Source organism: Brevundimonas sp., assembly GCF_023259385.1.
Lineage (GTDB): Bacteria > Pseudomonadota > Alphaproteobacteria > Caulobacterales > Caulobacteraceae > Brevundimonas.
Window position 1 is genome coordinate 1 of the sequence record NZ_JAHFPF010000319.1, and the last position, 3,428, is coordinate 3,428.

Sequence of the window (3,428 nt, forward strand, 5' to 3'; positions counted from 1 at the left end):
GAAGGCCATCCGGTCGCGCAGCGGCGCCAGGGCGCTGACCAGCGGATCCTCCGCCCCGGCCGAGCCCCGCGATCGCGCGACCCGCTCGCGCCGCCGCCCGGCCTCGCGGTCCGCCTCCAGCCGCGCGGCCAGCTTCTCGTGCAGCCGCATCCACGACGCCGCCTCCCCTGCCCGGCCCAGGCGCAAGGCGCGCCGCACCCGGACCAGGGCGTCCTCGGCCAGGGCCGCGCAGTCGACGGGTTCGCCGGCCTCGGGATCGTCGTCGGGGATGGGCGGCGGATTGGGCTGGTCCGCCTTGCGCCAGCCCTCGCGCCGGGCGCGGTCCCTGAACGTCCTTTCCTTCAGGCCATAGCGCCCGCAGACCTGTTCGGTGGAATCGCCGGCGAGGTAGTCACGACGGGCTTGCGTCCAGATCTCGGGACTGTGGACGGCGCGGCCGCGTGGAGCGGCGGGGGTGTCTGTCTGCACGGTGCGATCCTCCTGTCGGGAGGATGATCGCACGCCGGTACGTCAAAATTGGTCGGCGGCCCGTGAGAGGCGATCAAAGGCGGTCAGGACGCGGGCGCCGGCTCGCTCCACATATCCAGATCGGTCTCCCGCCCGATCAGGGCCAGGCCCGAGGCGATGGATTCGAACTCGCCCCCGGTCTCGATGCGGTCGGCGCCGAAGCGGCGGTGGAAGATGTCGCGGACGGCGGGGACGAAGGATGTGCCGCCGGTCAGGAAGACGCGATCGATCTGGTCGGGGGCGAGCCCCGAGCGCTGGACGGCCTCGTCAACGGCGGCCTCGATGGCGGCGAGGTCAGGGGCGATCCAGTCTTCGAACTGGGCGCGGGTGACCGGCTTCTCGATCCGGATGGAGCCGGCGGCGAAGACGAAGTCGGCCTGCTCCTGGCTGGACAGGGCCATCTTGAGCGCGGCGACGGATTTGTAGAGGGCGTAGCCGTGGTTGTCGTCGAGGACCTCGATCATCCGGTCCAGCTTGTCCGGCTCCAGCGCGGTGCGGGCCAGCGCGCGGATGTCGCGCATGTCCCTGGACGCGCGCAGCAGGGCCAGCTGGTCCCAGCGGGCGAAGGCGCTGTAGTAGCGCTGGGGGATGGGCAGGGTCTTGCCGAAGGTGCGGTACTCGCTCCCCTTGCCCAGCTCGGGCGACACCAGATGGTCGATGATCCGGTAGTCGAAGGCGTCGCCCGCCACGCCGACGCCGGAGCGGGCCAGCGGGGTGGAGCGCAGGCCCTCCAGGCCGCGCTCGAAGCGGACGACGGAGAAGTCGCTGGTGCCGCCGCCGAAGTCGGCGACGAGGACGCTTGCATCACTTTGGAGCGTGCGGGCGAAGAAGAAGGCCGCGCCGATGGGTTCGTAGGCGTAGCGGATGTCGGTGAAGCCGAGCCGGGCGAAGGCGGTCTCGTAGCGCTTCAGCGCCAACTGTTCGTCAGGGGCGCCGCCCGCGAAGGTGACGGGGCGGCCGACGATGACGCGGGCCGGAAGCTCGGCCATGCCCCCGCCGCCATGGGCGCGCAGGCGCAGCAGGAAGGCGCTGAGCAGGTCCTCGAACCTGTAGCGCCGGTTGTCAATGACCGTGTCGGTGAAGGCGGCGTTGGCGGCGAAGGTCTTGAACGACTGGATGAAGCGGGTGTCGAGCGCGTCCTCGACATAGGCCTCGATGGCCCAGGGCCCGGCCTCGACGATGCGCTCGGGAGGCTGACCGTCAGCGGACTGGCGGATCTGGAAGCTGAGGGTCGAGCGGAAGGCGGTGACCTGACCGGTGGGGGCGTCGAAGCGCAGGACGGTCGCCTCGCCGTCCGCGCCGGCGAAGGCGACGACGGTGTTGGTGGTGCCGAAGTCGATACCGACCGTGGGGGCGATGTCAGTGGTCATGAAGGCGGCTCCCGGCGGTGGGCGGCGCTTCTAGCGCATGCGCCGCCGGGGCGGAACCGTCACGCGGCGCCGATTCGCCCGCTCTGGCGTTCCTGCATACGGCGGTCGATACCGACCGCCGCGAACTCATCACCGGACCCAATCCCATGCCCAGCCAACTCCTGCGAATGGACAACGTCGGCATCGTGGTGGAGTCGCTGGACGACGCCGTGGCCTTCTTCACCGAACTGGGCCTGACCTGCGAGGGGCGGGGCCGGATCGAGGGGGAGTGGGCCGGGCGGGTGACGGGGCTAGGGGACCAGAGCGTCGAGGTGGCGATGATGGTGACGCCGGACGGGCATAGCCGGCTGGAGCTGTCGCGGTTCCTGGCGCCCGCCGTGGTCGCCGATCACCGGACCGCGCCGGTGAACGCCCTGGGCTATCTCAGGGCCATGTTCACGGTCAGCGACATCGACGACGTGCTGGCGCGGCTGGGCAAGCTGGGGGCGCGGCTGGTGGGCGAGGTGGTGCAGTACGAGAACGCCTACCGCCTCTGCTACATCCGCGGGCCCGAGGGGCTGCTGATCGGGCTGGCGGAGCCGCTGGCCGACGGGCGGTAGGTTCGCCGGCCAGCGGCTTCTCGGTCAGCGGGCGCCGGACAGGGCCGCGCCGGAGCGGCCGCGCGCCGGGGCGGACCTCAGCAGCAGGGCCAGGGCCGTCACGCCGATCCAGGGGAAGATCGCCAGGCCGTAGGCGCGCTGCCACAGGCCGACAGTGTCGCCGTCCACCAGGTCGCCGACGCCGAACAGCACCGCCAGCAGGGCGTTGACGGCCACGAAGACCACGAACAGGGCGATCTTCAACCCGCTCAGTCCGGCGGTCCCGCGCAGGGCGATCAGGGTCAGCAGGGGGGCGACCTGGACCGCGAAGCCGGTGCCCCAGGCCAGGTGCCGCTCATCCTGCAGGGGGAAGAGGCCGCCGATCAGGATCGAAGCGCCGAACACCGCCACGGCCAGGGCCGCCAGCCCGCCCGAGACCGGCGCGCGCAGCCGGGCGAACTCGGCGGCGAAACCGGCGGCGGCGAGGACGGTCAGCGCGCCCGCCGCCAGCAGGCCGGCGTTGAACAGGCCGGCCGCGGGCGACCCGGCCATGCCCAGTTCGCTGATCATGCGGGTGGCGGGATCGTAGCCGGGGGCGAGCCACTGCCCGCCGAAGACGAAGACCAGATAGATCAGCGGCGCGGCGACGCCGGCCGACAACGAAAGCCTACGGAACATGGGGAACCCTCTCGCGCACTGTCGCGCCTGGCATGGAGAGGCGTTCAAGCGTGGCCGTGGATGCGGGCGACGGGATGAAGTTTCGGCAATGGAGGCGGCGCCTTGCGGCGGCGGCCTTTGGAGTGCTCACTCCCGGTTGAGCATCGGAACAGCCTTTGGGGGACGGGATAATGGCGCTGACGGTCTCGTATCCGGGGGTCTATGTGCAGGAGATCGGCGCGCCGCCGCCTGACGTCGGGGTCACGACCTCGCTGGCGGCCTTCATCGGCCGGGCGCCGATGGGGCCCGTCGATAC

Annotated in this window: 4 protein-coding genes; 1 reads left to right on the forward strand and 3 read right to left on the reverse strand. The window is 71.6% G+C overall.

Going from position 1 to position 3,428, the window contains the following annotated elements:
- On the reverse strand, positions 1 to 468 hold a 468-nt coding region (locus Q0C81_RS17515; protein WP_291841007.1), incomplete at its 3' end, for a hypothetical protein.
- Positions 469 to 551: 83 nt separating this feature from the next.
- On the reverse strand, positions 552 to 1,877 hold the full coding sequence (locus Q0C81_RS17520; RefSeq protein WP_291841009.1) for an Hsp70 family protein: 1,326 nt from the start codon (positions 1,875 to 1,877) through the stop codon (positions 552 to 554).
- Between the two features lie 146 nt (positions 1,878 to 2,023).
- Between Q0C81_RS17520 and Q0C81_RS17525 the strand changes: the two genes are divergently transcribed.
- A complete protein-coding gene (locus Q0C81_RS17525) occupies positions 2,024 to 2,476 on the forward strand; it encodes a VOC family protein (protein ID WP_291841011.1) in 453 nt (150 codons plus the stop codon).
- Positions 2,477 to 2,500: 24 nt separating this feature from the next.
- On the opposite strand, the gene Q0C81_RS17530 is transcribed toward Q0C81_RS17525, so the two are convergent.
- Complete coding sequence (locus Q0C81_RS17530) at positions 2,501 to 3,133, reverse strand: DUF998 domain-containing protein (protein ID WP_291841013.1); 633 nt, start codon at positions 3,131 to 3,133, stop codon at positions 2,501 to 2,503.
- Between the last annotated feature and the right edge of the window lie 295 nt (positions 3,134 to 3,428).